Here is a 24,468-nt window from a genome sequence, read left to right as displayed (position 1 = left end):
GGCTCGTCATGTAGAATGGGCGCATGTACGCCGAACCCGCTGGCTTCGATCGTCGAGCGTTGATGCACGTGCTGACCGAGTGGGGAATCGAGGCCATCGAGCTGCGTTACGAGCCCGTCGGCTTCGGGACGCATCACTACCGGGTTCGGGCGAAAGACGGCCAGGCGTGGTTCGTCAATGTCGACGAGCTGTCCACCAAGACGTGGTGGGCGCACGACGATGCATTCGCCGCGCTGGAGGGCGCATTGCGCGCAACGGTGCTCTTGCGGAATGCGGGCTTGGAGTTCGTGCACGCCCCCTCGGTCGGACGAAATGGAAGCCCTCTCGCACCGTTGGCAGGGGGCTACGCCGTCTCGGTCTACTCCGTGGTGCACGGCGAGTCGCATCGGCATGGGGACTATCCGACGAACGAGCTACGCCGTCGGGTGCTCGCCGCGATCGGGCGATTGCACGCGTCCACCAAGCTCCTTCCCGCGGGGCTACTCCAACGCGATCGCCTGCGCGTCCCCCTGCGCGAACCGCTCATCGCCGCGCTGGCCAATCCATCCGCAGCGTGGAGCGGAGGTCCGTACAGCACGCGCGCCGAGCAGCTCGTTCTTCCGCGCGCAAACGCGCTTCGCGCGCTGTTCACCCATTACGACGAGCTGGCGCAATCGCTGCGCGCCAATAGCGACGATTGGGTCGTCACCCACGGCGAGCCACACGCCGCCAACGTGATGCGCACCACGGATGGAGCGATCCGGCTCATCGACTGGGACACCATGGCCATCGGACCGCGCGAGCGCGATCGATGGATGCTCGAACCGCTCGGCGAGGACGATTCGACGGCATACACGGCATCGAACCCCGGAGCACGAATCGACCCCGAGGCGCTCGCATTCTACCGCCTCCAATGGACACTGTCCGAGATCTGCACCTACACGGCGACATTTCGCGGCCCCCACGTCGATGACGAGAACACGCGACTCGCTTGGAGCGAGCTCGAAGGGTACGTGCACGCGATGTAGCCATCCGGAAAAGCGTCGGGAGCATCAGGAAGAAGAGCGCGCGCTTAGCGCGTCCATCCCCGACCACGCGGTCATTCCTCGAAATCGAAGAACGAGAATACGAGCGAATGCCCGAAGGTAGCGAGCTTTCGAACCATCTCGGTGTCCAGGTCGAAGTGACCGGTCGATGTGCCCACGATGAACGAGAACCGAACCTCCACCGCGTGCTCGCGACACAACTTCGCCCACGCGTCCGACCCGACGGGAAACCGATCGAACAGCTCCCGCGCGAGCTCGTTCATCTCCGCGAGGCCTTCCCGAACGACACCGAAACACCAAACCCCTTCTGGACACACGCGCTTCGCACCCCGTGTGCTGGGCTCACCGGCTCGGCGGGACAATGTGGGCTCCAGTCCCAATGCGCGCGTCACGTCGCCCGGATCGAGGTCTTTTCCATGGATCCGCACCTCGACGGTATACTGGCCATCCGAGCTGCCGAATCGTCGCCCGGGTGGCTTTTCGCTCCCATCGAGCAGATAGAACTCCAACGATGCGCCCAGCTCCGCGAGCCGTTGGACGACCGCCGCGTCGAGCTCGTAGGAGAAGGTCAGGAGCGGCGCCAATCCAAACACGAACCCCATCGCGACGTCCCCGTCGCGATGCAGCTGCGACGACGCCTCGGGTGTCGTCGGAAGCCGTCCAAGCAAGGTGCGGGCAAGCTCGCTCGCGAGCTTTGGGGCGCCCACGGGGGTGGGCCCATCGATGGACAGCTTCCATAAACCGCGCTCGATGGAGCGATTTCCACTCGGGAGACGATCTCCGACGCGCCTCGTAAAGGTTGGTTCGAGCCCCACGCGATTGGTGATCTCGTCCGGGTCCACATGGGGTCCCGACACAATCAGCGCCACGCTGCAACCTTCGGCATTGGATCGGTCGGACTCGGGCATGTCATGGATGGGGACTGCATGAATCGCGCGCGCCGCATTTTTCCGACATTGGTCGAATCTATCGCGACGGCGTGGGCAATGTCGCCAACTTTACATTCGCCAACGGCCCTTTCGCGATCGAACTGCGCCGGGGTGGTCGCCCCATCGACCGGTGTGCGGTGCGTTCGACCCACCAGCACCCCATTTTCGATAAGTACGGGAAGGGTGTGATGGGAGGAGCCTCCCTATGCATACGAGCCGGTGGAGCCGGTCATCCATTCCGTGGAACGCGCAAATGTCGCGCAAAAAAGTGGCGCGCCTGGCTCCGCTTTGTGCCTAAAAAGGTTAGTAGGTCGAGTGTAGGGTAGAAGGAACCGATTCCTTCGAGATGTTACGTGCTTGACGTCGGTGAATAAACGAATAGTTTGCGCGCCATGACGCTAAAGAATGAGATCACCAAGCTCGCTGAAGATTTTGCGCAGGGCGTATTGGCTGCCATCCGCTCCGCTTCCCTCGATGAAATCTTGGGCGACGGCTCCGGCCGCGCCGCCAAGGCAACGAGCCCCGCGCGCCGTCCAGCCGCCGCCCCGCCGGCCCCCGTGCGAAAGCGCGGCGGTCGCCTTCCCCGTCGGTCCGAGGAGGAGATCGGCGCAATCGGTGAAAAAATCGTTGGACTGCTGAAGGAACACCCGGAAGGACTTCGCGCCGAGCAGATCCGCGCCGAACTTGCCATTGACCGCAAAGAACTGCCCCGGCCGCTCAAGGAGCTGCTCGAGTCGCGAAAGATCAAGGCCAAGGGGCAGAAGCGCGCGACCACGTACTTCCCGCGCTGATTCTCGCTCGGCGACGAGGGCCCCATCGACCGGTCCTCGTCGCCATTCGGTGGCCGCCATGTCGGTGGCTTTACCCCATAAGGTCGGTGTCTTTTCTTTCTTCCTCGCTCCGAAACGTCGAAAAAGAGCCTGTAGCCTGAACCGTTTGCAATACTTTAGCAGGCTAGCCCTAGCAGTGCCCGATACCCGTACCCGACAGCAGGTACCACGGCCGATGTGAATACGCCACGGTAGAGGTATTTTCGACGTGCTACCGGTTGTGCGATAAATCCTGAGACGGCAATTCGGCTGTCGTGCCGAGGTGGCGTATATTCATCCGCAGGCCAGCGCCGGGATCGAAATGACGGATCCGTTCGCACGCTTCGCCGAGTGACGCGTCGTCCTTGGCGAAGCAGAAACGCAGAAGCTTTTCGCCAATCGTTCCGCGGTAGAAGGCGCTGCCCGGGACCGATGCGACCTTCGCTCGCTCGAGGAGGGCCATCGCCGCCTCGATCGCGGTCGCGAAACCCCAGTTCGAAATATCGGCCAGCACATAGTACGCGCCCTGTGGCACGATGGGTGCCATCCCGGCCGCCTTCAACGCATCACACAACGTGTCGCGTTTGCGTTGGTAGTCCAGCGCGAGCCTCGCGAAATAGGCCGCGGGCAACTCGAAGCCCGCCGTTACCCCATGTTGCAGCGGATTGGGCGCGCAAACGTAATACAGATCGTTGACGAGCGCGATCGCCCGCGCCATCGGCGCAGGTGCGACCGCATAGCCTAGCCGCCAGCCGGTGATGCTGAACGTCTTCGACAAGCCCATGACGGTGATGGTGCGGGGCCCGAGGCCACCCACCGCCGCCGGCGAGATATGCGGTCGGCCGTCGTAGCGAATGTATTCGTAAATCTCATCGCTGATGATCAGCAGATCGCGCTCGTGCGCCACCCGCGCGACCGCCTCGAGCTCACCGCGGGTGAGCATCTTGCCACTGGGATTCGATGGGGTGCAGAGCACGACGGCGCGCGTGTTGGGTCGCAGGGCTGCCCGCAACGACTCCTCGGTCAAGTGGAAGTCCGGCGGCGCCAGGGTCATGAACTGCACCTCGAGGCCCGCCACAATCGAGCAGTTGAGGTGATAACCGTAGTACGGCTCCATCAAGAGGATTCCATCGCCCGGGTCGAGCAGCGCGTTCACGGCGGTCGCAAACGCACCGGTCGCACCGAGGGTCACCACGATATCGCTCCCGGGATCGGCCTGGATTCCATTGTCCCGCGCCAGCTTCCGGGCGATGGCCTGACGCAGCGCCAGATGACCCTCCGGGTAGGTGTAGGTGCTTTTGTTCGCGTCGATGGCGGCCTTCGCGGCCTCGGCGACCTCGGGCGGGGTCGGCAAATCGCAGATCCCCTGGCCGAGGTTGATGGCGCCCACCCGATCGCTCTCCCGGCTCATACGTCGAATGTCGGACAAGGCGAGCCCTCGCAGGCGCTGCGCCAGAAACTGCGGCTGTCCCATCGGTCGCTCCCTCTTCGTAGTTGGGAATGTGTTCAGCGCATCGACAATCCGCCGTTGCAGTCGATGGTCTCTCCGGTGATGAACGCGCTCTCCACCAGAAATCGAATCGTGCGGGCGACGTCGGTGGCGTCGCCAATCCGTTTGAGCGGGGTGTTCTCGATGAACTGGCGCATTTTGGCTTCGGGCGTGACCCGCTCGTGGAAGCGGGTGTCGATCATCCCCGGCGCGACGGCGTTGACCCGGATCCGCGGAGCGAGCTCCCGCGCGGCCCCCCGGGTGAACGAATCGACGGCGGCCTTGGCCGCGCCATACGCGGTGGCCGTGGGGGCGCCGAGGCGCATGGCCACCGACGTCACGTTCACCACGCAAGGGTTGGTGCCGCGCTCGAGCAGCTCGGCGCACAACGCGGTGACGCGCATGGTGGAGAGGGCGTTGAGGGCGAACGTGTCGAGCAGATGGGTCCACGAGAGCTCCTTGACGGACCGCCGCTCGATCATCCCGCCGGTGTTGTTGATCAAAACATCCAGCGCCGAAAAGCGAGCGCGAATCTTCTCGAAGAGACCCAGGCAGCCCGCGTCGGTGGTCAAGTCCGCGCCGACCGCGTCGATGCTCGAGGACACCGGCTTCAACTCTTGCTGCAAGGCGAACGCGTCGCGCTGGGAGGTGTGGTAGTGCAGAATCAGCCGGTTGCCGGCCGCCAGCTCGCGCGCGGTCGAGGCCCCAATGCCCATTCCGGCGCCCGTGATCAAGATGGTCTTCGCTGTGTTTGCCGACACGATTTCACCTATTGTCTTCGGCCATCGCGACCGGGGCCCTATCGATCGTGACCGGCGCCACATGGTCACCGAACCGCAGCGCAAGCACCTCCGGCACCGCCATGTTGATCGCGTGCTTCTTGGCGTGCCCCGTCAACGCCTCGTCGTCGTTCGCCCAGGCGGGACGCGTTCTCCAGCACGTCCGCATCGACTCGGCCAGCAGCTCCGGCACGTCGTCCGGCTCGACATTTCCGACCGCCACGGAGTGCTGGAGCGCGAGCGCCAGCTCCTTTCGCGCGTTCACCGCGCACATCGTCCATTTGGGCAGCACCGTCATCGTGGCGCCCGGGTGCACGCTGAAGACACCGATGTTCCGGCGCACCCGTGAATCCGAGACGGTGTTGATGGCGACTTTGAGGTACGTGCCGAGGATCTTCGAGCGGGCGAGCTCCGGATAGAAGTCCCGCAGCCGATGGAGCATCCATACGGCGCGTCCGCGCATCTCCGGGTGCCCGTGCCTGAGGTAATAAACGTACTCCTCCGGGAACTCGCAGGTATCGGGCGCCATCACCAGGTTCATGATGTGCGCGGCGGGCGGGTGATAAATCATCGCGCAGTGATCGTTGAGGGGGCTGAGCATGCCGCCGTACGAGTCCTCGAGCTTGAGGCACGTGAAGTTCTTGTCGGTGCCGTCGGGGAGGTCGACATAGAGGATCTCCCGCAGCGCCATGAACAGGCGCGGGACCTCCAATGCCGGGTTCAATTTTCTCGCCATCCGGAAGGCGGCGGTGGCCGCGCAGAGGCTGATTTGATCGGCGACGAGGGACTCCAAGACGCCGTCGGCGCCGATGTACTCGATGGCATACCGGCCATCCTCGAGCCGGTTCACCGTGGTGACGGTGCTGCCTTCGCGGAAGTCGACACCACACTGCCGCAGCTCCCAATCCAGGACCGTCGCTACGAGCACCGGGTTCATGCCGCGCTGCGGGGTGAGAAACGCGGCCGCGACGTCGTGCACACCCCGCACGTCCGGCACCTCCCGGCAGATGGTCGCCGGGGCGCCGAATACCACGTTGGCCGGATCTTCCGCGCAGCGCTGGGCGTAGTGCGAACGAATGATACCCATGTTCGTGCGGCACTGGCCGACGATGTCGTGCCCCGCCTCCATCATGCTGCGGGAGGCGATGATGCGGCTATAGGTCTTTCCGCCGTAGATCAGCTCGGGGAAGAAGCGCTCGTTCACGATCCGGCCGTCGAGGCAGTCCCTTGCGCTCTGAGGGTCGAACGGATACTCCGCGCCGCTATGGTTCTCGCTGACGATGTTGCTCGTCTGCGTGCACACCGGGTACGTCCCCGGCGAACGGGCCCGCTCCTTCTCGAGGACGACCACGTGATACCCCGCGCGGCTGCGGGTGATCGCCGCCAGACACCCCGCCACCCCCCCGCCGATGACGACGTGCAATTCCTTGCGCTTCATGCCTCGCCTCGCTCGGGAACGGGCGCCTTGGCGTAGGTTGCCTGGACGCCTTGGAGCGCAGCGACGAGGCCGCAGATATCGTCGGTGGTGTGGTTCGCGGCGATGCAGACGCGCAGCTGCGCGGAGCGCCTGCGCACGATCGGGAAGAAGACGACGGAGACGTAGTAACCTCGCCGGAGCATCTCTTCGCCGGCCGAGAGCGCATCCTCTTCCTCGCCGATCATCACCATGCGGATGGGGCTGAATGGCAAGGGCTTGCCCATGAGCTCATCGAACAAAGCGACGCGCTCGCGGAGGGTCCGCTGCAGGGGACCGATCGTTCCGTCCCGATGCAGCCCGACGACGGCGCGGCAGGCGTGCACGGCTTGGAAGGTCTGCGCGGCGGAGAACGCATAAATTTGCCCGTAGGACCGGATCAACCGCTCCCGCCACGCGCCCGCGACGAGCAGCCCGCCGCCGTACGCGCCGAACCCCTTCGAGAGCGAGAACGTCAGAATGAGCCGATCGGGCACATCGCCGTCGATCTCCCGAAGGACGACGCCTTCGCCGCGCGCCCCAAAGACCGTCAAGCCATGCGCGTCGTCGATGTAGAGGAAGAAATCGAGCTCGTTCGCCAGGTCCAGGAGCTCGCGGGCCGGGCACAGGCCACCCATGGAATAGATGCCGTCCGCCACGTAAACCGGAACCTCTCCGCGCGCTTTTGCTTGCAGCACCCGCTCCCGGAGGACGTCGAGCGCGTTGTGCGGGATGGTCTCGATGGTCGCCTCGACGGCCAGCACCGGCTTCAGATACTGCATGGACGAGTGGGCGAACTGGTCGAAAATGAGACAGGTCTTGCGGGGTTTGCCCTGCTCGACGAGCACCCCGCTCGCCAACAATGGCATGATCGAAATATGCGCGGCGCTGGTCGATGGAAAGGTGATGACCCGTCCCCGGTACAGCTCCGACAACTCCTCTTCGAGCAGCCGTTGGGGCTCGATCGAGAAGCGCGAGCGCGCGCAGCAGAAATTCATCCCCCACCGTTCGTCCACGGACTTTGACGCCGCGATCACGTCGGGGTGGAGATCGAGACCGAGATAGGAACAATTGAGGAATTCGACGACCTCTCGATCGTCCGGTAAAAGAACGTGTTTTCCGTTCCTTCCCTTGATGGTGACCTGCATCAAGTTGGCCTTGATGGCGCGCTCGTAATGGGCGGCGGATTCCTCGACCACGAACGGTGTATTTCGGAGCTTTGCGGCGATGCCAGGTGGTTTCACGATTCGACCTCGGTGTAGCGGTGAATGGACGAAACGGTATCGACCGCGATCGACGTGCGCGGCATGCACGGGATGCGAGCGATACGTGAAACGTACGTACGAGGATGAGCAGCGAATCGGGCGCCCTACGTGCTCGATTCAAAACTATCAGTTGCCGCCAGAAACATTCAGCAGCCTTCTCATTTTAATAGGTACGGGCGCCGATACTCGTCAACCTTAAATCGCATTCACTCCGAACAATGCACAAAACACACGATACGAACATGCACGACAATGAATGACGGGCGCCAAATACGATGTCGACCCGAGACGCGCTCCTTTAAACAGTACGCACCATCCTCCAATTTGTATCACGACAAAAAGCCCGAACGAGCTTCGACGTGTTTTCGGCACTTTGCGCAGGCGACGCGCGGTTGCCGCTCTTTAATTTATGAGCCGTTCACAAAAATAGCTCCCATCGACAATGGATGCCGCACGCCAAATGCGATGTCGACCCGACATACGACGCCCGTACACGGGCGGGCGCGCATCGATCCTGCCAATGGCTCACACCACGGAATCGAGCGAGACTGGATATAAATTTTGGTATCACGGGCGCCGGAGGAAACGTTCGCGTCTATACTCGATTGATGACTCCCTCGCGCCAAGGAATCCTGTTCGGGCTGCTCGCGTACTCCATCTGGGGGTTGTTCCCGCTTTACTTCAAGCTCCTCGCACGATCCGGGACCATCGAAATCGTCCTGCACCGGTATCTATGGGCAGTTCCCGTCTGCACCTTGGTGATCCTGATCACGCGCGCGGGCGATCAGCTACGCGCCGTGTTCCGCACGCCGCGCCGGGTGGCAACCCTCGGCGCGGCGGCCAGCACACTCGCGCTCACCTCCGGCGTCTACGTCTACGCGGTGAACTCGGGGCAGGTGGTCGAGGCGTCGCTCGGATACTTCATCAACCCGCTGGTCACCGTGGCGCTCGGGGTGGCGGTGCTCGGCGAACGACTGCGGCCGGCACAATGGGTGGCTGTCACCATTGGCGTGCTCGCAGTGGGCGTCCTTACGATCGACTACGGCCGACTACCGTGGATCGCGCTCACCTTATCGTGCTCGTTCGGCACCTATGGGTTGATCAAAAAGCGGGTCGGCGGCGATGTCGGGGCGGTGGTGGGGCTGACCACCGAGGCCATCGTGCTGTCCCCTTTCGCCGTGCTGGGCATCATCCTCTACACGGCGACGGGACACGGCACGTTCACCGCGAACCCACCGCGCCAGGCCCTGCTGCTCGCCTCGGGTGGGGTGGCCATCGTCGCACCGCTGTTGCCGTTCGCCGCCGCAGCCCGGCGGGTTTCGCTGACCACGCTCGGGCTGCTGCAATATCTGACACCCGTGTTGCAACTCCTGACCGGCGTGCTGCTGCTCGGCGAGCATATGCCGCCGTCCCGGTGGATCGGGTTCGGCCTGGTCTGGACCGCGCTGATCGTCCTCAGCGCCGACGGCCTGCGCAACCACGCACGACAGAGCCGTGCGCAGACCGATCCGGCGCGCGAGGCGGTCAATCGGGCCGCGTAAACCGATCACTGCTTGGCGGGGCTGACGCCGAAAGCATCGGAGGTATTCATGATCCACCCGCTCGTTTGCGAATAGGTATACGAAGCCTTTTTGCCGCAGCCGCTCACACCTCGCCTCCAGGGGTCGAACTCGACCACATTGAGCTGGGATTCGCTGCACTGCAGATCGAACGCCGCCCGCGTTCGGAGTTGGCCCTCGAGATTGACGCACCCCGCCAGCATCGCAACCACCACGGCCATCGTCGCAGCCTTCATCGCCATCGTTCCTTTCACGAAATCCCTCGGATTGGCCGGTGATTGTCCGTGGCGACGGGATTCCGTCACGATGGCGTACGCTTTTGTCGATCCGATGCCAAACGCGCCACGGACGGCGCCTTCGACGCCGCCGAGGGACGTTACGGAGCGTTTAGGACGCGTCGTGGTGCTTCGTCTTCATGACCACCTCGAGGCGCTCGGCCGCATCGAGGCACTCTGCGCATTTGGCGCGCATCCGTTTCCAGCGCTGGCCGATATCGGCTCGGGGCCGCGTGTCTCCTTTCGAGACGGGCGGTCTTCCATCTTGGGAGAAGGGCCCCACCGCCAGAAATACGACCTCGTACTTCTGCGCACGTTCGGAGAGCGGAGCCTTGCTCTTGGCCTTGGATTCTTTGATCAGCAGGCGCATGGTTCGAAGCGCCTGCATGCGCGAGGGGGACCTGCATTGGCAGTCCAGCATCGGGCACTTGGCCGATACGGTCCCATCGTCGTGGTACTGGAGGTGCACGGGTACGTTACAACGCGCGTCCATGATGTGCGGCCTCCGTCGATGGCGGAAGGCCGACCGTGCTTCGCAGGCCCAGTTTCATATGCGGCACTGCGGATACTCGATGACGTTTCATGGCACTCTTCCCTTCGAATTTTGCCCCCCCTCACCTTTCGGATTTCGTTCTTCGCAGAGGAGTGCGCATAATCCAGGCCACCCGTTCCACGCGCGCCTTCGAAGGCCAAATCCGGCGCACGGCGGCCCCTGAGATCGGCGCGCAAAGGCAAATGCAGCTCAGGGGAAATGCGCCACGTTTGTAGCTTGGCGAACATGGCGTTACGGGATGACGGCAACACCGCGGGATTTGGCGCAGGAGCTACTCGCTCTCGACCTCGCGTTCCAGCCGGGCGAGGCCTTGCTCGAACGCCCGACGAATCACGTCCACACGGGTCATTTTTTGCCCTGGAGCGCTCATCTGCTCCGCGACAACGTCGGCGCGATCGAGCCATTCGGGGGGCACGCGGATGGATACTTGGACAGCGTTCGGGCTCGAGGGTCGCCCCATGGCCCCGATTCTATCCGGCTTTGCGCGCTGGAGCGTGCATATCCAGACACGATGGCCACTGGACATCCCCCGATCCTTGGGCACGGGAAGATCGCGTCGGGTCCTTCGAGCGCGCACACCGCACGCCGAATCGCATTTACTCCTTCGCATGGGGGTGCGGATGAACGTCGTCCACCCAGTGCACCGCCTCCGGACGCTCCACGGGCTCGATGTCCAGGTTCACCACCACGGGATCTTGACCGCTCCGAACGAGCACACAGTCGAGCGGCTCCTCCCGGCTCGCGTTGATCTCTTGATGCGGCACGAACGGGGGCACATAGATGAAATCACCTGGCCCGGCCTCGGCGACGTACTCCAGATGCTCACCCCAGCGCATGCGCGCCCGGCCGCTTACGATGTAAATGACGCTTTCGAGTTCGCCATGATGGTGCGCACCGGTCTTGGCGTTCGCATGAATGGTCACCGTGCCCGCCCATAGCTTGCTCGCGCCGGTTCGTGCGTGCGTGATGGCGGCCGCGCGATTCATCCCTTGTGTCTGCGGCGTCTTGGTATCGAGCTCGTTCGCGCGAACGATCTTCACGCCGCATTCGCGCCAGTCAATCGTGGAAAATTCGTCGGCCATGGCCCATGCTTCCTCAAGCAGGCGCCCTTGTAAATCGCTCGCTTGGAGGCCCGGCCGCGCGCTGTCGCAGGCACAGCCAAGACCTTCGAGGCGATAGGCCGCCACGTCGAACGATGCTATGCGTCGTCGATGACGCGAAGCCCGCGAACGGAGATGTTGCACGCATGGCGCTGATCCTGAAACCACCTGCCGCGCTCGCATTCGATCGAGCTTTGCCGAGCGTCTTTCTGGCCGGTTCCATCGAAATGGGCCAAGCCGAAGATTGGCAGAGCCAATTCGAGCTCGGTCTTCGCGATACCAACGCCGTCATCCTCAATCCGCGGCGGGACGATTGGGACGGCAGCTGGCAGCAATCCATATCCGACCCAAACCTGCGCGCCCAAGTCGCATGGGAGCTGGACGCGCAGGAGGCGGCGACGTGCATCGCCATGTACTTCCACCCGAGCACGAAGGCGCCCATTACGCTCCTCGAGCTCGGGCTCTTTGCGCAGAGCGGCAAGCTCGTCGCGTGCTGCCCCGACGGATACTGGCGAAAGGGAAACGTGGAAATCGTATGTGCCCGGTACGGTGTACCGATGGTGCAAACCGTGGCCGATCTCCTCCTGGAAGCTCGCCGCCGCCTCGCAGGCGGTTGAAGGTGCGCTCGAACGGCTCGCCACGGCGCGCGGGCTCGGCGCGGGGAGGAGCGCGCGCATCATGCACCAACGACGACGCGGAGACGGCACCACGCTCGAAAATGAGCTGCAACGTCTCTGCCTGCTGGGGCGTAACCTCCGCCGCCCGCCATGATGGCAATCGACAAACTCGTAAGCGGTTATCGTCATTTCAGGATGGTCACTCCGACCGCATCGCTCGCCACCAAACGGAGAGCTCGGTTATTCACGGGCAGATTGGCGCACCTTGCGCAATAAACCTTGCGTCAGAGCACGGTGTCTTGGCAACCTCCCGCATCGATCGTGAAGACACCGAAAAACGACCGCACCCTCCGGAATCGACTTTCTTTGGGCGGGTGCTCGGCGGCGGCGCTGGCCGTCATGATGGTTGCGGGCAGCGGTGAAGGCTGTATCCCTGCGAATTTCTCGTTCGTCGAGAGTGGCGACGATGGCGGCTCGGACGCGCGCGTCCGCGACGATGCGGCCGCGACGGGCGATTCGTCCGGCGACGAGCACGCGCGCGTCGGCGGCTGCGATCCTTCGAAGGATTTCGGTCCCCCCGAGCTGGTGAGGGAGCTCAGCTCGTCCGAGGAAGAGGGCAGCACGCGCCTCTCGAACCATGGCCAAGTCGCGTACTTCTATTCGAAGCGACGCCCCAATGGCTCCGGAACGCCCTGGATCTTTCGATCCCTGCTCGTCGGTGGAACGTGGGGGCAGCCCGAGCCGGTCGGTGAGCTCAACATCGAGGGGGTCACCAATTTTTCGCCCTCGCCCAGCCCCGACGGAACGGAGCTTCTCTTCGAGTCGACGCGACCCGTCGGCGATGGCGGCGGCGACGGCCGTAAACATATGTGGCTCGCCAGCCGCCCCGACACGTCAACGGCGTTTGGAGATTTCTTCAACCTCCAAAACCTCAATGATCCGGGCGAACAAATCTGCCCTTACCGGCTCCCCGATCGGCACGTGCTTTATTACGGCCACGATGGCACCATCTCGCGCGTCGACGACAATGGGTCGGGGCAAGATCCCGCCCTGCTGGCGCCCGTCAATGTCCCCAACGCGTGGACCATGTGCCCCGTGGTATCGCCGGACGAGCTCACGATGTACGTGGGCTCCACCCGCGACTCCAGCGTCAAGCCGGATTTCGAAGAGTTCGACATCTGGGTATCGCGTCGCGCCCAAAAATCCGATGCATGGAGCTCGCCCGCGCGCCTTCCAAACGTGAACGATCCCACGCGTCACGACATCCCCACGTGGATCTCCGATGACAGCTGCACGCTTTATATGCAAAGCGCGCGGCCGAACGGGTTGGGCTATCTCGATATCTACGTGGCGCGAAAACCGAAGTGAACGGTCTTGGCTCGTGTCTCCGCCATCGGCGTTGCTCGCTCATCGCGCGCAAGGTACGAACCGGCCCTCCGGGCGAAGCTCCGCCTGGAGCTTGTCGGGGCTCTCGTCGTCTGCGCTCGAGTCGTCCGGCCCATCGGCCTGAGCGATGACCGACGTGCCAAGGGGGCGATCGGTGGATTCATCGTCGGCGTCATCTCCTCCGCGCCCGATCACGATCGTCGCGCGCGCCGCGTCTGCGACATCGCGGTTGGAATCGCGCGAGAGCGTCTCGAGCCAGGATTTCGCGCCCGAGAGGCCACTCCCCACCAGGGCGCTCGCAGCCTCTTTGCGGATCTTCGGATCGTGACTGCGAACGGCGTCGGCGAGGGCGCGCTCCGCCATCGGGCCGCCCAGATCGGCCAGCCCCGAGAGCGCCGGCCCGCGCACGTCTTCTTTCCCCGACTCGAACGCGCGGAGGAGCACCGGCGCCACGCTCGGGTCGTCCAACCCGGCCAAGCGCCGGATCGCCTCGCTGGCATAATTTCCACCGCCCGACGCGATGCTCGCGAGCGCCTTGGTTCCCTCGGGCGACTCGTCTTGGGAGAGAGCATTGAGCGCCGCATCTCCATTTTTGCCCCCTTCGCCCACCATACGAAGGAGGTTCGCGCGAACCTCCTCGCGCACGCGGGGATCCTCGGTGGTCGCACGGGCCATCAGCGCATGCATCGCCTTCACTTGCGCTTTCCCGGGGGTGCGCGCCAACTCGAGCAGCGCCGAGCGCGCGGATTCGTCCTGGATCCTGGCGAGGGCGTCGATCGCGTACCGGGGTTTTTGGCCGCCAGCCTCCTTGGTCAAAAAGGCAATCGCCTCGGGGCCTCCCATCTCGCCGAGCGCATCGAACGCCGCCTCTCGGTTCGAAAAGCCATCTTCCTGGGCGAGCTTCATCAAAAACGGAACGGCGGCCGGATTGCGCGTGGCTCCGAGGGCCGACAAAAGATCTTCTTTGCTTCGCGGGGTCGCGTGCTCCAGCGCGCCCACGATGAGCGGCGCCGCCTCGGGCCACCCGGCATTTCCCATGGAAAGGAGCGCTTGCTGGCGCAACCTCGGATCGTCGCCGTGCGCAAATTCCAATAGCGCCGAACGCGCCGCCCCGCTGCCATTCTTCGCCAGCGCCTGCATCGCAGGTTCCATCAGCTCGCGCTCCGGACCGCGCGCGATCTCGGCGAGCCAATTTGCCGCCGACGGCGCCTCCGTCTCGCCGAGCGCGTTCACGGCGCATTCGCGAACGTATGGGCGCTTCGCGCTCCGAAATGCTTCGAGGATCGTTTCGACCGCCGACGCGCCCTCCGCCGCCGCAAGGTGCCCGAGCGCAGCGCACGTTTCATCCTCCGAGCGCGCACTCCGGTAGCGTTCGCGCCACTTCGCCGCCGCAACCGTGGGCGCGGCCCCTGGATCGGACGAACACTCCCGCGTCGAACCACCACCGAAGAGATCCGCCGTGAGCGCGCGGCCGCTGCCGGCGCCTGCCACGCCATGCCAAGGCGCCGGAGGCTGCGTCGCCCGTGGTATCGGGTGTACGGCGAAGAATATGGCGAGCGCGAATCCAAGAAGAGTGGCTATCTTCCACCTAAGCAAAGGCGTGGCCATACCGAGTTCGACTCACCGTAAGCGGCTTTCTTTGTCGCGCAAGTGCGCCCCGGATTTGCCTTGCGCGGCACGGTCATTTTCGGGCAATGGCGCGGACAGTGGACGAACGATGGTTCAGCGTGATCGGCGATAGCGCGTTCGGGAGGACAGTCAGTTCCAGAGATAGAAGATCATCCGCCTGGAGATGGTGGCCACCGGCTCGGGCTCGCCGGCTTTGCGCAACTCGGCAACCCCGGTGTTGAGCGCCGAAGATGTGCGAAAGAACGGATGGTTGTCGGGTTTGACCAGGACGGGCACCTGCTCCGGCTTACCGGTGCATCGGATTTTCGTCACTTTTGCCGAACCGGTGGCGGTGGGCGCTCCGTCCCTGACGGCGGTCAATCGGACGGTCAGCTCCCAGTCGGCTCCCGGCGGATCGCATTGAATGTCGATGTAGACGTTGGCATTACCCGCTGAGACGTATGCGTCATCGTGCAACCAAACGCTCGTCGCCATGTCCTCGGCTCGGGCCGCCGGAATGGGGATGGCCCCCAGCGCACCAGCCAATACAAGAACGCCTATTCGCACCATCGAACGTAATTGCTGTCCCATTTGCAACCTCCTCGATGCGTCGTTCGAGAGGTCGAACGACCAAGGCGCTTTGCGCGAGCAAGAGCCGGCCCCCGTGGCATCGCTCCATTCTCGCCCATATGCATGCAGCGTAAAATGGGAATATCGGGTGCGCGGCGCGAGTGCTCGAATCGATAAGCTACGTGTCCCGGCTATGCGACTTACTTTCGCGACCTGCCGTGCTCTCCACGGCGAACTCGGCGAACTCGGGGAGCTGGATGAAAACGTCCGCTCACGATGCGCCGCGAGGCCTCCGGCTCGAACCGTTCGACGCGCTCTTCGCAGCGCGCGGGCGTGGGACGCGCGCGGCGATGCGCCCGCCGCCGTTTTCGGCGCCCAAAAGGAGCATGTCCATGAGGCGCTCGAGCTTTGCGTCGTCGCACGGCTGGCTCTGGAAGAACATGATGTTCATCACCGAGCCGCAGAGGGTATCGACCATCAGGGTGACGTCGAGGCCGCGCGGGAGCTCGCCGCGCGCGATGGCGCGCTCGATCATCTGCCGCGACTCGCGATCTTTTTGCTCGCGAATGGTGTCGGTCAGGGCGGCCAGATCGGGGTGGATCTTTCCCCCGAAGACGAGGCGCATGATTCCAATCATGTCGGGCGAGCGGCAAAGGTCGCGAAACGCGCGGAGGAAGTGGGTGAGGTCCGCGCGCAGGCTGCCGCGATCGGCGACGACGACGTGCCGATCGGCGACGTGTTCGAGCGTCGTCCGCACCAGATCGAGCTTCGTCGGCCACCGTCGGTAGAGGGTGGTCTTGTTGACCCCAGCGCGCTCCGCCACCGTCTCCATCGAGAGCGACTCGAAATCGACGCGCCCGAGCTCGGCCATGGTGGCGTCGATGATTTTGGCGACGAGCTGCTCGCCTCGCAGTTGCTTGGGCTGTTCGCGGCCGGCCGGCATGAGCCCCATTATGCGTCGCCATGCACACAAAGCAACGACACCGTTGCGATGTAACCCAGACGTGCTAGATCCACAAAGCAACGAAGTCGTTGCGTTGTGCGCCCCGATCGCGGGGTCCGCTCGAGGAGCTCATGGCCATGTTGTTCTTCGTTTTGCATCGATGGGGCGCCAGCGAACGATCCAAAGATCCGAGCGTGGTCGAGCCGCTCCTCGCGGAGCTCGATGGTCAACGGCCCGACGATGAGCACATCGGCGTGTCGCTCTGCTTGCCCTCGGGTTGGTGCCTCAGCGCCTTCGCGAGTGGGCTGCTCATCTTCGAGAACGTGGAGGACGGCGTCGTCGCGCCGCGTCACATGCGCGTCGGCAATCGGAGCACGGTCCGCGCGATCATGGAGCTGCTCGCGCGCGGCCAATTCGAAGACCTCGAGCAGCTCCGCTGGCGACCGGGCGAAGGCTGACGAGCCGTCCTCCGCGCACACGCCCATCGGAGCGCGGCGTGCGTGGCGATGGTCATCGGAGCGCGGCGTGCGCGGCGATGGTCATCGGAGCGCGGCGTGCGCGGCGATGGTCATCGAAGCGCGGCGTGCGCGGCGATGGTCATCGGAGCGCGGCGTGCGCGGCGATGGTCATCGGAGCGCGGCGTGCGCGGCGATGGTCATCGGAGCGCGGCGTGCGCGGCGATGGTCATCGGAAGAACTTTTTCCACCCGTCGGGCAGCGTGTTGCCGAGCATCTTTTCGGCGCCGGCTTGGTTGAGGACGATGAAGCTCATGGCGCTCGAGAAGCACTCGACGTCGTCTTGCAACATGCGAACATCGACTTCCACGATGCGCGTGCTCCGCTTCGTGATGCGGGCGCGGCCCTCGACCTCGCGCCCGACGCGCACCGCGCGCGGAAAGCGCGAGCTCATGGTGCCGGTGAAGCCGAGCTTCTCGAGCAAAGCGATCAGGGCCCAGGCCCCCACCTCGTCGGCGACGGTGGTGACCAGACCGCCATGCATCACGCCCGGGGCACCTTCGTGCGCGCGCTCCGGCTTGAAGCGGGTGACGACCTCATCGCCATCCACGCGGAATTTCAGCCGCAACCCCGTCGGGTGGTCCGGGCTGCACGCGAAGCAGCCGTTGTCGGGGCCGAAGAGGCTTCCGTCGAGTCGGGTTCCGGGCGTGGGTGTGGTGCCGATGGGATGCGAGTACACGGGCGCACCCTAGCACGGGCGCGATGGGGCGACCGGCTCACTCGGCGCCGCGCGAGGAGAAGACGGCCAGCTCCTTCTCCCGGCGATCGAGGAACTCCGTGAGGCGCGCGCGCTCGTTCGGCAAAAGCACTTCGCTGAGCCACGCTTCCATCGGTGCCCGTTGCGTGAAGATGCGCCGGTCGGAGCCCCCGCCCTCGCGGATCATGCGCTGCAATTGAAGACTGAACATGCGCAGGGCGTCGCCAACCCAATATCCGGCGCGCTCCAAATGGGGACTGTGGCTTCGCATGATTTGCAAAAGCCTGTCCGAAACATCCGGCGCAAAGAGCGTGACCTGCGTCATATCGGCTACGCCGATTGCCTTCTGGCCCGACGCTGCAACCGAACTGATGCAGGTGCGCGACTCGATGAACAACCGGTTCGTGTCCTCCAACGATACCGGTGTTGCTACCCAGGATTCGACGAGCCGCCCGACTCGATTTTTGACGAAGTACATGCGCGCTGTCCCCCTCCTCCTTGATAGGGAATCAGCTCATACGCGCTTAGGCAAGCCGATCCCAAGGTCGAAAATTCCAGGCTCGCTTGTACCAGGTATGCAAAATGACATCCAACCGGTCACCCCGCCGCCCCACGTGGTTGCCCGCTCGCCTGCCATTCGCCTGCCACTCAACTGGCCGACAGCCGCACCCCGCGCAGCTCGCGCACCCCGGTGCGGAGCTTGCGGCGGATCAAGAGGCGGAGCGTGGCACCGTCTTCGTAGCCCACGGCTCGTGCGATGGTGTCGACGCTGTCGTGGGTCACGCGCAAGAGGTGCGTGGCGCGCTCGAGCCGTAGCTCCTGCACGAAGGCCACGGGCGACTTTCCCAGGACGAGGCGGATGCGGCGCTGCAACGTGCGCTCGCTGGCGCCGACGGCGCGGGCCACCTTGGCGAGCTCGAACGGCTCGGCGATATGGCGTCGGGTCCATGTCTCGAATCGCTTCACCAGATCGTCGTCGTAGGCCACATAGCCGGGCGCGATGAAGGGCGCCTGCGATGGGCGATCGTCGACCAACAGGTGGCGCGCGACCAAGCTCGCCAGGCTGGGGCTGCGCTCGCGGATCACGGCGAGCGCGAGATCGATGTGCGCCAGGGCCGCGCCGGCCGTGAGCACGCGCCGATCGGCCACGAGCATCTGCTCGTCGTCGAGCTCCACGGAGGGGAACGCGCGTCGAAACGTCGGCCCCAGCCACCATGTCGTGGTCGCGCGGTGGCCGTCGAGCAGCCCCGATTGTCCGAGCACGAAAGTGCCGGTGCACGCCGCGGCCACGCGGGCGCCGCGCGCATGCCAGCGCGCGAGCAGGGCGGCGGCCTCGCGAACGTCGGGGCGATCGAGCGCGGCGACGATGGTGTCGGGCTGCTTGCACGCGAGCGCGGGCACGATCACGAGATCGGGCGCGCGCTTTGGGATCGGCGAGAGCGGGACGACGAAGCCATGGTGCGTGCGGACGCGCTCCCGGGTGGAGATGCGCGCGATCTCGTTCTGCTGGGCGCGGCCTCCCAGCTCGTTCGCCGTCTCGAGGGTGTCGAGCACCGCGGCGAGCCCCGTGTCGAATACGTCGTCCAGCGCGAGCACGGCGATCTTCATGTCGCAAACGATACCATAAGTGTCGTTTCCGCCACTGTTGGATGCGCGCGGCGCGACCTAGTTTGTCGCTCGTCACCGAGACTCGAACACCAACTCGAAACACCAACCCGAAACACGAACTCGAACTCGAACTCGAACTCGAAGGAGCACGTCATGTTGAAATTGGGATTTCTCGCGACCCTCGAAGCCAAGCCCGGAAAAGAAGCGGAGGTCGCCGCCCTGTTGAAGGGCGCACAAGCGCTGGCGGTGGCCGAGGGCGGGACCATCGTCTGGTACGCCTTTCAGCTGGGACCGCGCACCTTTGGCATCTTCGATGCGTTCGCCGACGAGGCAGGTCGCACGGCGCACATCGAGGGGCCGATCGCCAAGGCGTTGATGGGCAAGGCCGACGAGCTTCTCGCCTCGCCGCCCGACATTCGCAAGGTCGACGTGCTGGCCGCGAAGTAGGCGGCGCCGGGCCTTCGCGGCTCAGAGCGCGAGCTCGCGCACGACGTCGAGAAAGGCGCGGGCGGTCTGCGGCAGCTCGTCGCGCCGAAAGATCACGAGCAGGCGCGTGATGGGCGCCGGAGCGGTGAGCGGCCGGGTGACCACGCCCGGCCTTCGGGCGGCTTCGCTCAAGCTCTCCGGCACCAGGGTCACGCCCAGATCGGCCGCGACGAAGCTCACGGCCACCGTGGTCTCGGTGGCCACCTGCGAGATGCGCGGCTCGAACCCGGCGTTGCGGCACACGGCGAGCATCAACTCGGTCCATCCACTGGCGGGGGATGGATGCATGACCAGCCGCTCGCTCCGCAAATCGGAGGGCGAAATGGTGCTGCGGCGCGCGAGCGGGTGCCCCTCGGGGACCACCACCGCCATCGACTCGTCGCGCAAGGCCACGGCCTCGAGGCCCTTCGTCTCGATGGGCGTGCGCACGAACGCGAGGTCGACGTCCCCGCGCCGCAGCGCCTCCACTTGCGCCGGCGACGCCATCTCGTGCACCACCAGATCGACCTCCGGGTAGCGCCGCCCATACTCGCGTAAAATGCGCGGCAGCACGGCGTACGTGGCCGACTCGGCCGCGCTCAGCACGAGCCGCCCGACCTCGCCGCGCCCTGCGCGCTTGGCCCGATCGGCGGCCCGTTCGAGCTGCGCCAGCGCGCGCCGTCCCTCCTCGAAGAACACCTGCCCGGCGGCCGTGAGCTGCACGCGGCGGTGGCTGCGATCCAAGAGCTCGACCCCCAGCTCGCGCTCCAGCGCTTGAATCTGCTGGCTCAGCCCCGGCTGCGCCAGGTGAAGGCGCTTTGCCGCCCGCCCGAAGTGAAGTTCTTCGGCGACCACGAGGAAATACCGCAGATGACGGAGCTCGACCATTGATAAGTGTCGCTTCTCGATCGACGCAAACTATCTATTGGATCCGGCGCGCGACGTCACCCACGATATGCGCGTCCATCGGAGCTCGCGCGTTACGGCAGGTGTGCCGCGCGAAGGCGGCCGGGCGCGCGTAGGGCACGAAGCTGCGGCCCGACGCGTTCGTCCGCCACGGCAACGGCGAGATCGCCGCCCACGCCGGCGCGCTGCGGTGGACTGCGCTCGCGAGGAACGCCCCATCCATGTCGCTCTCTTTGTCTCCACTTTGGCTGAAGTTATCGTTGATGCCGCTCTTGCTCCTCTTGGTCGCGTGGACCTCCCGCCGTTACGGCCCCCACGTCGCCGGCCTCGTCACCGGGCTGCCCGTGATCTCCGGCCCCGTCTCCGTCTTTTGCGCCATGAGCAGCGGGGCGAGCTTCGCGTCCCATGCTGCGCCGGGCGCCTTGGCAGGGTTGGCCGGGGTGGGGGCTTTTTGCGGCGCCTACGGGTGGGCGTCGCACCATGTGTCTTGGCCGCGGGCGCTGGCGTGTGGGCTGGGCGGTTTTTTGGCTGTGTCGGTGATCGTGCAGCACCTGTCGCAGACCTTGGGCGTGCTGTCGCTCGCGGCGTGGGGGGCGTTGGTGGCGGTGCGGTTGGTGCTCGGGCGCGCGGCGCCGGGGGACCGGTGCGCTTCGGCAGAAGTCGTAGACCACGACGTAGTGCGTGCATCCGAAAACTGGGAGCTGCCCGCGCGCATCGTGCTCGCCACCGGGCTGGTCGTGGGGTTGACCGCGGTGTCGGAGCGTCTGGGCGCACGGTGGAGTGGCATTTGCTCCACGGTGCCCGTTCTCTCGGCGATCGTCGCGGTCTTCACCCATGCGCGCGACGATGCCCGCGCCGTGCGCGTCTTCTTGACGGGCGTGGCGGGCGCCTCCTTGGGCACCGTAGGATTTTTCGTCGTGGTGGGAGGCCACCTCGCCGCGGGTGCGTTGGTCAGCACCTATGCGCTGGCGCTCGGCGCCACCTTGGTCATCCATGCGCTCTCGGCGAAGCTGGTGGTGCCTCGGGGATCGCGGCGTGCTTCAGGGTGAGGGCGACCGCTCGGCGACGAAGAGATCCGTCATCCGGCGGAAGGACGCGTCGGCGTCCGTGCTTGCAAAGTAGTAGAGGCGGCAGCCATCGGGCGAGAGCCAGCTCGGCCCCTCGAAAAGCGGCGTGCTCAACTCGCCGACGAGACGTGGATTCGTGAAGTGCTGCCCCGAATCGATCCTTTGGGCGGTCCAGATATCGGTCGGTATGCCGTCGCCATCGGGATCGGAGCCACGTTGTGCTGCCCAGAAAATTTCCAACCCGTCGGCGCTGAGAACGGGCGCGATGTCTTCGTCGTTCGCGGTGAGCGTGAGCACGCGCTCCCGTTCGGTGAACGATGCATCCGCCGCCCAATCGTCGCCGGTGATACGCATGCGATAGAGCTCGAGAGAGCCTCCCCCCTCCGGACCGGAGGAGAACCAGAGCTCCCTTCCTCCATCGAAAAGCTCATACAAAAATGGATGCAGCGAAGAACGATAGAGGTTGACGCTTTGCGGGAGCTTTTCGGGTTTTCCAAATTTGGAAGGGTCGCCAACTCCTCCTTTGCACGGGCTATCTCCACGTTTCGCGAAGTACAGGAGTTCCTGGGACGCGCCGTCCTGCGCGATGGCCGAAAAAATCACCCGCATGCCATCGCTCGTGATCGTTGGAAATTCTTGTCCCCAGTAACACTGCCCGATATTTTCGAGCTCGCTGCCTTCTTTGAACGTGTCGCCAATGGCGTCACGCTTGGCAGTCATGAGGTGCCACGGGTGTCGGTGCCGTCCCCCCTCCTCCGACTTGGCAAGGGCGTAATACATCACGAGCTCATCGCGCGACAGACGTGCACCCCGTTTGTCACCCGGCACATTGTCGTCGATGCGACGCGGGTTGAGGAATGGCTTGTTCACGTCGCATTTGCGCATCGGCAGTACGCCGGCCTCCGTTCCCCCATCCGGCGGATGCAACGAGCCCATTCCCCCATCGATGGCGACGATGGCAGGCTCGCTCGGCAAGCACGCGCTCCACCCCACGAGCACCGCGGCGGCCACGGAAAACGACACCAGCGCCGCCCGAACCATCATCAACGAGCTTCGGTTCGTCATTTGGCCCCCAAATCCGCTCAAAACGTGAACGAAACACGCGCACCCGCCGCGCGCGGCCCCAGCTCGGGCAAACCTCGAAGACCTCCGAGAGATCGACGCGACGGATCTTTCGCCGTCGCAAAAAGGTAAACGCCCACGCCGAGGGCGACGAGCCCCACCCCTCCAGCCACGAACCCAATGGCTCGATTCGTCCCCGCATCATCGTGATCGCGCACGCTCGCGTCGCGCTGGATTGCAGCGTTGGTGCGGTCCCCGCTTCGTTCGAAATCGTCCGCGCGCTTCGCCTCCCGGTCGGATTGATTGCCGAGGAGCACCGAGCGCACACCGAAGAAAACCCCAGTTCCCAAGGCGAGCACGCCCGCACCGCCCACGAGCAGACCAAGATTCCGCTTTGCACCGTCGGGCGATGCCGCATCGGCCCCCATCTCCCGCCCCGCCTCCGGCGAAGACGGCGAAGACGACGACGGCACGGTCACCGGCGACGCAACCGTCGCCGGGCCCACCCCCGGGGCGCCTTTCGTCATTTCCGCCCCCGCATCCTCGAGCGCCGGCACATCGATGCGCAACGTACCCGCCCCTGGCGGAACGACGACGGTTCGACGCCACGCCACCTTGTTCGGCGCCGAGGCCATAAACGTATGTTCACCGGGATCGACGGGGAGCGGCATACCCCATGCGCCCGGCTCCAACTTTTGCCCGTCGAGCACGATCGCCATCGACGCGCTGGGCCGCTTCACATCGAGCACCACCGCATACCGCTTCTTCTCGAGCTCCGTCGCGCGGTCGCGCGCAAACGCGGCACGGTCTTTCTGCCGGCGAAGCTCGGCCAGCTCCGCCGCGCGCATGAACTCGGCCCACGCGCTCGCCGTTTTTCCTTCTTTCTCGTGGCAAACCGCGAGATTGAGCAAGGTACCCAAGGCGGGTTCGATCCGCTGGCTCTCGGCGAACTTGATGCACGCCTCCGCCGTGCGGCCAGCATGCGAGAGGCGCTGGCCTTCACGAAAGAGCGCCTCGGCAAGAGGCCCCGATTGCTGCGCGCGGGCGAGCGGCACCACCGCCATGGTTGCCGCCACGGCGAGGGCCGTTACGGTGCATCGCATGGGGCCGATGGTGACCCATCGCAAGCGCCATGTCGACAGCGCCGCCACGTATGCGGCGCACCTGGCGGCTCAACCGCGTGACGAGTGCACCATGTGCGCCGCGAGCAGCTCGTTCGCGCGCCTTTTTAGGGTGGACGTCTCCTTGTCATCCTCCGCGATGGCATAAAGACGCGTCTCGGCGTTGCCCTCGAGGATGGGGTTTTCGCTGGCCAGCAGCTCCCCCAGCCGCTCGATGGCTTCGGGGGTTCGAAGGTGGCTCAAGGCCCAGATGCATTTCACGCCGAGGGCAAACGCTTCATCGTCGTCGCGATAAGGAAACGCGGAGAGGGCGGCGTGATGGAGAACTTCGGCGCTGACGGGGGCGCCCGATGGGATCAGACCGTCCAGCGCATCGATGACGTCCTCGTGGCGCGTATGCCAATCTTCGGCTGCCAAGGTGTGCAAGGTATCCACGTAATCCGGGGTCATCCCGAGCGCAAAACCGATGAGGAGCCCGAACTCGACGTCGTCGGCGTCGTGCTCCCGGAGCGCGCGGCGCAGCACATCGAGCCCCAGCGCACGGGCTTCGCTCGGGGCGACGGGGAACTGACGATAGAACTCGTCCTTCGAGAGCTCACGCCCCAGGAGGTCCAGAACGAGTTTCTGCTGACGCTCATCGAGAAAGGACATCGAGTGCTCTCCTTCG

The 24,468-nt window shown here is 64.9% G+C and carries 27 protein-coding genes; 8 read left to right on the top strand and 19 right to left on the bottom strand.

Features of this window, described 5'->3' with window-relative positions; genetic code table 11:
* Positions 1-23 precede the first annotated feature (23 nt).
* Positions 24-1,007, top strand: a complete 984-nt coding sequence (locus LZC94_46550) for an aminoglycoside phosphotransferase family protein (protein ID WXB15270.1) — start codon at positions 24-26, stop codon at positions 1,005-1,007.
* A 71-nt stretch (positions 1,008-1,078) separates the two neighbouring features.
* Here the strand turns inward: LZC94_46550 and LZC94_46545 are convergent, their stop codons facing one another.
* Positions 1,079-1,933, bottom strand: a complete 855-nt coding sequence (locus LZC94_46545; GenBank protein WXB15269.1) for a DUF4279 domain-containing protein — start codon at positions 1,931-1,933, stop codon at positions 1,079-1,081.
* A gap of 404 nt (positions 1,934-2,337) precedes the next feature.
* Here LZC94_46545 and LZC94_46540 point away from each other — a divergent pair, with 404 nt between their 5' ends.
* Entirely contained in the window at positions 2,338-2,745 is a 408-nt protein-coding gene (locus LZC94_46540; GenBank protein ID WXB15268.1) for a hypothetical protein, read from the top strand.
* 250 nt (positions 2,746-2,995) lie between these two features.
* Here the strand turns inward: LZC94_46540 and LZC94_46535 are convergent, their stop codons facing one another.
* From LZC94_46535 to LZC94_46520, 4 genes are read right to left on the bottom strand one after another with little or no spacing between them, the layout of a single operon-like run.
* A complete protein-coding gene (locus LZC94_46535) occupies positions 2,996-4,237 on the bottom strand; it encodes a pyridoxal phosphate-dependent aminotransferase (protein ID WXB15267.1) in 1,242 nt (413 codons plus the stop codon).
* Between the two features lie 32 nt (positions 4,238-4,269).
* Positions 4,270-5,013, bottom strand: a complete 744-nt coding sequence (locus LZC94_46530) for an SDR family oxidoreductase (protein WXB15266.1) — start codon at positions 5,011-5,013, stop codon at positions 4,270-4,272.
* A 4-nt stretch (positions 5,014-5,017) separates the two neighbouring features.
* Positions 5,018-6,469, bottom strand: a complete 1,452-nt coding sequence (locus tag LZC94_46525) for an FAD-dependent oxidoreductase (protein WXB15265.1) — start codon at positions 6,467-6,469, stop codon at positions 5,018-5,020.
* Complete coding sequence (locus LZC94_46520) at positions 6,466-7,728, bottom strand: aminotransferase class I/II-fold pyridoxal phosphate-dependent enzyme (GenBank protein ID WXB15264.1); 1,263 nt, start codon at positions 7,726-7,728, stop codon at positions 6,466-6,468. Before LZC94_46520 ends, LZC94_46525 begins: the two co-directional genes overlap by 4 nt.
* Before the next feature lie 629 nt (positions 7,729-8,357).
* Here LZC94_46520 and rarD point away from each other — a divergent pair.
* The gene (rarD, locus tag LZC94_46515) at positions 8,358-9,290 is read left to right on the top strand and encodes an EamA family transporter RarD (protein WXB15263.1); all 933 of its coding nucleotides are present in this window, start codon (positions 8,358-8,360) and stop codon (positions 9,288-9,290) included.
* Between the two features lie 5 nt (positions 9,291-9,295).
* Here the strand turns inward: rarD and LZC94_46510 are convergent, their stop codons facing one another.
* The 4 genes from LZC94_46510 to LZC94_46495 form a co-directional block, all read right to left on the bottom strand.
* Positions 9,296-9,544, bottom strand: a complete 249-nt coding sequence (locus LZC94_46510; protein WXB15262.1) for a hypothetical protein — start codon at positions 9,542-9,544, stop codon at positions 9,296-9,298.
* A 151-nt stretch (positions 9,545-9,695) separates the two neighbouring features.
* Positions 9,696-10,076: a hypothetical protein gene (locus LZC94_46505; protein ID WXB15261.1), complete on the bottom strand. Its 381-nt coding sequence runs from the start codon at positions 10,074-10,076 to the stop codon at positions 9,696-9,698.
* 331 nt (positions 10,077-10,407) lie between these two features.
* Positions 10,408-10,596, bottom strand: a complete 189-nt coding sequence (locus tag LZC94_46500; protein WXB15260.1) for a hypothetical protein — start codon at positions 10,594-10,596, stop codon at positions 10,408-10,410.
* Between the two features lie 136 nt (positions 10,597-10,732).
* Positions 10,733-11,218 carry a cupin domain-containing protein gene (locus LZC94_46495; protein WXB15259.1) on the bottom strand — a complete coding sequence of 162 codons (486 nt, stop codon included), beginning with the start codon at positions 11,216-11,218 and terminating at the stop codon, positions 10,733-10,735.
* A gap of 164 nt (positions 11,219-11,382) precedes the next feature.
* Here LZC94_46495 and LZC94_46490 point away from each other — a divergent pair, with 164 nt between their 5' ends.
* Together LZC94_46490 and LZC94_46485 are read left to right on the top strand one after the other, a co-directional pair.
* Positions 11,383-11,853, top strand: coding sequence for a nucleoside 2-deoxyribosyltransferase domain-containing protein (locus tag LZC94_46490; GenBank protein WXB15258.1), 471 nt, complete (start codon positions 11,383-11,385; stop codon positions 11,851-11,853).
* A gap of 321 nt (positions 11,854-12,174) precedes the next feature.
* Positions 12,175-13,221: a hypothetical protein gene (locus LZC94_46485; GenBank protein ID WXB15257.1), complete on the top strand. Its 1,047-nt coding sequence runs from the start codon at positions 12,175-12,177 to the stop codon at positions 13,219-13,221.
* Positions 13,222-13,260: 39 nt separating this feature from the next.
* Here LZC94_46485 and LZC94_46480 read toward each other — a convergent pair whose 3' ends face one another.
* The 3 genes from LZC94_46480 to LZC94_46470 all read right to left on the bottom strand — a co-directional run bounded on the left by LZC94_46480 (position 13,261) and on the right by LZC94_46470 (position 16,369).
* Positions 13,261-14,730 carry a HEAT repeat domain-containing protein gene (locus tag LZC94_46480; GenBank protein WXB15256.1) on the bottom strand — a complete coding sequence of 490 codons (1,470 nt, stop codon included), beginning with the start codon at positions 14,728-14,730 and terminating at the stop codon, positions 13,261-13,263.
* 267 nt (positions 14,731-14,997) lie between these two features.
* A complete protein-coding gene (locus tag LZC94_46475) occupies positions 14,998-15,438 on the bottom strand; it encodes a hypothetical protein (protein WXB15255.1) in 441 nt (146 codons plus the stop codon).
* A 250-nt stretch (positions 15,439-15,688) separates the two neighbouring features.
* The gene (locus tag LZC94_46470; protein WXB15254.1) at positions 15,689-16,369 is read right to left on the bottom strand and encodes a TetR/AcrR family transcriptional regulator; all 681 of its coding nucleotides are present in this window, start codon (positions 16,367-16,369) and stop codon (positions 15,689-15,691) included.
* A gap of 128 nt (positions 16,370-16,497) precedes the next feature.
* Between LZC94_46470 and LZC94_46465 the strand changes: the two genes are divergently transcribed.
* Complete coding sequence (locus LZC94_46465) at positions 16,498-16,818, top strand: hypothetical protein (GenBank protein WXB15253.1); 321 nt, start codon at positions 16,498-16,500, stop codon at positions 16,816-16,818.
* Positions 16,819-17,044: 226 nt separating this feature from the next.
* On the opposite strand, the gene LZC94_46460 is transcribed toward LZC94_46465, so the two are convergent.
* From LZC94_46460 to LZC94_46450, 3 genes are all read right to left on the bottom strand, one after another.
* Positions 17,045-17,554, bottom strand: coding sequence for a PaaI family thioesterase (locus LZC94_46460; GenBank protein ID WXB15252.1), 510 nt, complete (start codon positions 17,552-17,554; stop codon positions 17,045-17,047).
* Positions 17,555-17,591: 37 nt separating this feature from the next.
* Entirely contained in the window at positions 17,592-18,050 is a 459-nt protein-coding gene (locus LZC94_46455) for a hypothetical protein (GenBank protein ID WXB15251.1), read from the bottom strand.
* Between the two features lie 170 nt (positions 18,051-18,220).
* Complete coding sequence (locus LZC94_46450; GenBank protein ID WXB15250.1) at positions 18,221-19,180, bottom strand: helix-turn-helix domain-containing protein; 960 nt, start codon at positions 19,178-19,180, stop codon at positions 18,221-18,223.
* Positions 19,181-19,333: 153 nt separating this feature from the next.
* On the opposite strand from LZC94_46450, the gene LZC94_46445 reads away from it, so the two are divergent.
* Positions 19,334-19,627 (top strand): antibiotic biosynthesis monooxygenase, encoded by a 294-nt coding sequence (locus LZC94_46445; GenBank protein ID WXB15249.1) that lies wholly within the window; start codon positions 19,334-19,336, stop codon positions 19,625-19,627.
* Positions 19,628-19,648: 21 nt separating this feature from the next.
* On the opposite strand, the gene LZC94_46440 is transcribed toward LZC94_46445, so the two are convergent.
* Positions 19,649-20,533 carry a LysR substrate-binding domain-containing protein gene (locus LZC94_46440; protein WXB15248.1) on the bottom strand — a complete coding sequence of 295 codons (885 nt, stop codon included), beginning with the start codon at positions 20,531-20,533 and terminating at the stop codon, positions 19,649-19,651.
* 239 nt (positions 20,534-20,772) lie between these two features.
* On the opposite strand from LZC94_46440, the gene LZC94_46435 reads away from it, so the two are divergent.
* A complete protein-coding gene (locus tag LZC94_46435; protein ID WXB15247.1) occupies positions 20,773-21,600 on the top strand; it encodes a hypothetical protein in 828 nt (275 codons plus the stop codon).
* On the opposite strand, the gene LZC94_46430 is transcribed toward LZC94_46435, so the two are convergent.
* The 3 genes from LZC94_46430 to LZC94_46420 all read right to left on the bottom strand — a co-directional run bounded on the left by LZC94_46430 (position 21,592) and on the right by LZC94_46420 (position 24,452).
* Entirely contained in the window at positions 21,592-22,683 is a 1,092-nt protein-coding gene (locus LZC94_46430) for a hypothetical protein (GenBank protein WXB15246.1), read from the bottom strand. The genes LZC94_46435 and LZC94_46430 overlap by 9 nt on opposite strands.
* A gap of 17 nt (positions 22,684-22,700) precedes the next feature.
* Positions 22,701-23,783 (bottom strand): hypothetical protein, encoded by a 1,083-nt coding sequence (locus LZC94_46425; GenBank protein ID WXB15245.1) that lies wholly within the window; start codon positions 23,781-23,783, stop codon positions 22,701-22,703.
* A gap of 69 nt (positions 23,784-23,852) precedes the next feature.
* Positions 23,853-24,452 (bottom strand): hypothetical protein, encoded by a 600-nt coding sequence (locus LZC94_46420; protein ID WXB15244.1) that lies wholly within the window; start codon positions 24,450-24,452, stop codon positions 23,853-23,855.
* Positions 24,453-24,468: the final 16 nt, after the last annotated feature.

This window comes from Sorangiineae bacterium MSr11954, assembly GCA_037157815.1.
In the GTDB taxonomy this organism is placed as follows: Bacteria; Myxococcota_A; Polyangia; order Polyangiales; family Polyangiaceae; genus Pendulispora; species Pendulispora albinea.
The sequence above is the reverse complement of the archived record's forward strand: the minus strand, read 5'-3'. Positions and strand labels throughout refer to the sequence as shown.